The organism is Streptomyces phaeochromogenes, assembly GCF_001418655.1.
Lineage (GTDB): Bacteria > Actinomycetota > Actinomycetes > Streptomycetales > Streptomycetaceae > Streptomyces > Streptomyces phaeochromogenes.
On record NZ_LIQZ01000624.1, the window covers coordinates 1 to 4,057 of the forward strand.

A 4,057-nucleotide genomic window follows, 5' to 3' on the forward strand; every position below is an offset into this window, starting at 1 on the left:
GCGGGGGCCTCGACGTCGAGGGGCTCGGCATCGTCTACCTGGAGGCCTCCGCGACCGGGCTTCCCGTGGTCGCCGGCGACTCCGGCGGTGCGCCCGACGCCGTCCTCGACGGCGAGACCGGCTGGGTCGTACGGGGTGGCTCCCCGGAGGACGCGGCCGACCGCATCATCGCCCTGCTCGGCGATCCGGAGCTGCGGTGCCGGATGGGGGAGCGGGGCCGGGAGTGGGTCGAGGAGAAGTGGCGCTGGGACCTGCTGGCGGAGAGGCTGAAGGAGCTGTTGTAGGGGTCCGCGGGTACGGCTGAGGGTTGGTTGCGCCTGATCGCGCAGCTCCCACGCCCCTGGAAGAGACGTCCCCGTTTTAGGGGCGCGGGGAACTGCGCGACGGTGCCACAACCAACCCGCACGGTCTGGACCACCGCGCCCAAGACGTCTCGTGGGGAAGGCTTCTCCGTGGGGCCCAGCCCCGGTAGCCCGTGGGGGCTCAGCCCCGGTAGATGGCCTCGATCTCGTCCGCGTAGTCCTTCGCCACCACATTGCGCTTGAGCTTGAGGGACGGCGTGAGGTGGCCGGAGTCCTCGGTGAACTGGTGAGCGAGAACCCGGAACTTCCGCACCGACTCCGCCTTCGACACCGCGGCGTTGCCGTCGTCGACCGCGCTCTGGATCGCCGCGAGCAGATCCGGATCCTGTCCGAGCGACACCGCGGTGGAACCCGCCGGCTTGCCGTGCTCCTCGGCCCAGCGGCCCAGGAACTCGTCGTCGATGGTGATCAGCGCGCCCACGAACGGACGTCCGTCACCGACGACCATGCACTCCGCGACCAGCGCGTGCGCGCGGATGCGGTCCTCGATCACGGCCGGGGCGACGTTCTTGCCGCCCGCGGTGACGATGATCTCTTTCTTGCGGCCGGTGATCCGCAGATAGCCGTCCTCGTCGAGCGTGCCGATGTCACCGGTGTGGAACCAGCCGTCGGCGAGCGCCTCGGCGGTCGCGGCCTCGTTGTTCCAGTACCCCTTGAACAGGTGCTCGCCGTGCAGCAGCACCTCACCGTCGTCCGCGATACGGATCACCGAACCCGGCAGCGGCTGGCCGACCGTACCGATCTTCTGCCGGTCCCACGGGTTGAAGGCGGTGGCCGCACAGGACTCGGTGAGGCCGTAGCCCTCCAGGACCGTGAAGCCGATACCGCGGAAGAAGTGGCCGAGTCGCTCACCCAGCGGGGCGCCGCCCGAGATCGCGTACTCGCCCTTGCCGCCGAGCACCGCGCGCAGCTTGCTGTAGACGAGTGCGTCGAACGTCTTGTGCTTGATCCGCAGGCCGATCGACGGGCCCGACGGGGTGTCCAGCGCGCGGCTGTACGCGATCGCCGTGTCCGCCGCCTTGTCGAAGATCTTGCCCTTGCCGTCCGCCTGCGCCTTGGCCCGCGCCGAGTTGTAGACCTTCTCGAAGACGCGCGGCACACCGAGGATCAACGTCGGCCGGAACGAGGCGAGTTCGTCCGTGAGGTTCTTGATGTCCGGGACCATGCCCAGCTTGATCGGCGCCATCATCGGCGCGACCTGCACGAGCCGCCCGAAGACGTGCGCGAGCGGCAGGAAGAGCAGCACCGAGCACTCACCCGTACGGAACAGGGGGCGCAGCCGCTCCACGATGTTGCCGCACTCGGCGAAGAAGCTGCGGTGGGTCAGCACGCAGCCCTTGGGGCGCCCGGTCGTACCGCTCGTGTAGACGATGGTCGCCGGGTCGTCGGCCTTGGCGAGCGAGCTGCGCTCCTCGACGGCGGCGTCCGTGACGTCCTTGCCGGCCCGGCCCAGCTCCTCGACACCGCCGCCCTCGATCTGCCAGACGTGCTTGAGGTGGGGCAGCCCGTGACGCACCGACTCCACGGCAGCCGCGTGCGCGTCCAGCTCCACGACGACGGCGGTCGCGCCCGAGTCGCCGAGGATCCACTGCACCTGCTCCGCCGAACTGGTCTCGTACACGGGCACGGTGACGGCGCCCGCGCTCCAGATCGCGAAGTCGAGGAGCGTCCACTCGTAGCGCGTACGCGACATGAGGCCGACCCGGTCGCCGGGTGCCACGCCCGAGGCGATCAGGCCCTTGGCGGCGGCCTGTACCTCGGCGAGGAAGGTCGTGGCCGAGACATCCGTCCAAGTGCCGCCGACCTTACGGGCGATGACCGCCACGTCCGGATGCTGCGCGGCGTTTCTGCGGACGATGTCGGTCAGATTGCCGTCCGCGGGGACCTCGTACAAAGCCGGAAGGCTGAACTCGCGCAAGACTGCTGCTCCTCATAGGGCGCCGACGCCACGACTTCGTGTGATGCGACGGAGCGGTCCAAGGCTCGGGCGTGTGCTCTGGGACCCAAGGTGGTTGAAACCCTGAGCACGACTGGACTGCCCGGACGTTACCCGCCGGTACTGCCTCTACGACAGGGGGGTCGGGTGAGATGTTCCCCGCGTCACACGCGTTGGTGTTCCTCTTGAGTGTTTCTTCGCGCAGAGTAGTCCACCACGTTACTGACTGGGAGGTAACCGCAGGTCCGCCCGCGTCTACACACGTTTGCTCCACAGGCTTACCCTTGATCGCCATGGCAGGCACACAAGGCGGCGACGCCAACGGCATCGGCGGCCCGGGCGGCGAGGCCCGAAAGACGCGCATCCACGTAGTGAGCGACGTACACGGCAATGTCCGTGACCTGGTCAGGGCCGGTGACGGCGCGGACGCCCTGATCTGTCTCGGCGATCTCGTGCTCTTCATCGACTACGCCGACCACTCCCGCGGCATCTTCCCGGACCTCTTCGGCACCGAGAACACGGACCGCATCGTCGAGCTCCGCACCGCCCGCCACTACGAGGAGGCCCGGGCCTTCGGCGCGCGGCTGTGGGCGGGCGTCGACCGCGGACCCGCCATCGAGAAGGCCGTGCGCAAGCAGTACGCCGAACTGTTCTCGGCGTTCCCCACTCCGACGTACGCCACCTACGGCAACGTCGACGTGCCGCCCCTGTGGTCGGAGTACGCCGGGCCCGGCACCACCGTGCTCGACGGCGAGCGGGTCGAGATCGGCGGCCGTGTCTTCGGCTTCGTCGGCGGGGGCCTGCGCACACCCATGCGGACGCCGTACGAGATCAGTGACGAGGAGTACGCGGCGAAGATCGAAGCCGTCGGCGAGGTCGACGTGCTGTGCACGCACATCCCGCCGGAGGTGCCCGAGCTCGTCTACGACACGGTGGCGCGGCGCTTCGAGCGGGGGAGCCGGGCGCTGCTCGACGCGATCCGGCGCACCAGGCCGCGTTATTCGCTCTTCGGCCACGTTCACCAACCGCTCGCCCGGCGGATGCGCGTCGGCGCCACGGAGTGCGTCAACGTGGGTCACTTCGCCGGAACGGGGAAGCCGTGGGTGCTGGAGTGGTGAGGGCTACCGGCGGTCGCAGGGCCGGGGGCGGCCGGGAGTCCGCCGCGCGGTAGCCTTCACGCTGCATACACAGGTAGGAAGCGTTCGTACCACGAAGAACACCCCTATGTCCGGACCGCATCTGGAGGAGCCACGGCGATGGCGGAACACACCAGCTCGAGCATCACGATCGAGGCGGCACCGGCCGATGTCATGGCGGTGATCGCCGACTTCGCCCGCTATCCGGACTGGACCGGCGAGGTGAAGGAGGCGGAGGTGCTCGCCACGGACGAGAAGGGCCGCGCCGAGCAGGTACGCCTCGTCATGGACGCCGGCGCGATCAAGGACGACCAGACCCTCGGCTACACCTGGACCGGCGACCACGAGGTCTCCTGGACCCTGGTCAAGTCCCAGATGCTCCGCTCCCTCGACGGCTCGTACATCCTCAAGCCCGCGGGCACCGGCGCCACCCAGGTCACCTACCAGCTCACCGTCGACGTCAAGATCCCCATGCTCGGCATGATCAAGCGCAAGGCGGAGAAGGTCATCATCGACCGGGCGCTGGCGGGCTTGAAGAAGAGGGTGGAGTCGGGCGAGAAGTAGGCGGCGCGGGTGAGCGGGGGCTGACTTTCAGCCCGTCCGCGTTTGAGGACGAGGCCGTT

The 4,057-nt window shown here is 69.1% G+C and carries 4 protein-coding genes; 3 read left to right on the forward strand and 1 reads right to left on the reverse strand.

From position 1 onward, the window contains the following. Window positions 1-284, forward strand: a 284-nt coding sequence (locus AOK17_RS46810; RefSeq protein ID WP_157881557.1) for a glycosyltransferase family 4 protein, incomplete at its 5' end; no start/stop codon positions are given. Window positions 285-483: 199 nt separating this feature from the next. Here the strand turns inward: AOK17_RS46810 and AOK17_RS46815 are convergent. Next, window positions 484-2,280, reverse strand: a complete 1,797-nt coding sequence (locus AOK17_RS46815; RefSeq protein ID WP_055618722.1) for an AMP-dependent synthetase/ligase — start codon at window positions 2,278-2,280, stop codon at window positions 484-486. A gap of 311 nt (window positions 2,281-2,591) precedes the next feature. Here AOK17_RS46815 and AOK17_RS46820 point away from each other — a divergent pair, with 311 nt between their 5' ends. Beyond that, the gene (locus AOK17_RS46820; protein WP_055618723.1) at window positions 2,592-3,416 is read left to right on the forward strand and encodes a metallophosphoesterase family protein; all 825 of its coding nucleotides are present in this window, start codon (window positions 2,592-2,594) and stop codon (window positions 3,414-3,416) included. A 138-nt stretch (window positions 3,417-3,554) separates the two neighbouring features. Beyond that, window positions 3,555-3,998: an SRPBCC family protein gene (locus AOK17_RS46825; RefSeq protein WP_055618724.1), complete on the forward strand. Its 444-nt coding sequence runs from the start codon at window positions 3,555-3,557 to the stop codon at window positions 3,996-3,998. The last annotated feature ends 59 nt before the right edge of the window (window positions 3,999-4,057 follow it).

What these genes read in the sequence shown, in the direction of transcription:
- AOK17_RS46820 (WP_055618723.1), top strand. Translation starts at nt 2,592, where the DNA reads ATGGCAGGCACACAAGGCGGCGACGCCAACGGCATCGGCGGCCCGGGC.
- AOK17_RS46825 (WP_055618724.1), top strand. Translation starts at nt 3,555, where the DNA reads ATGGCGGAACACACCAGCTCGAGCATCACGATCGAGGCGGCACCGGCC.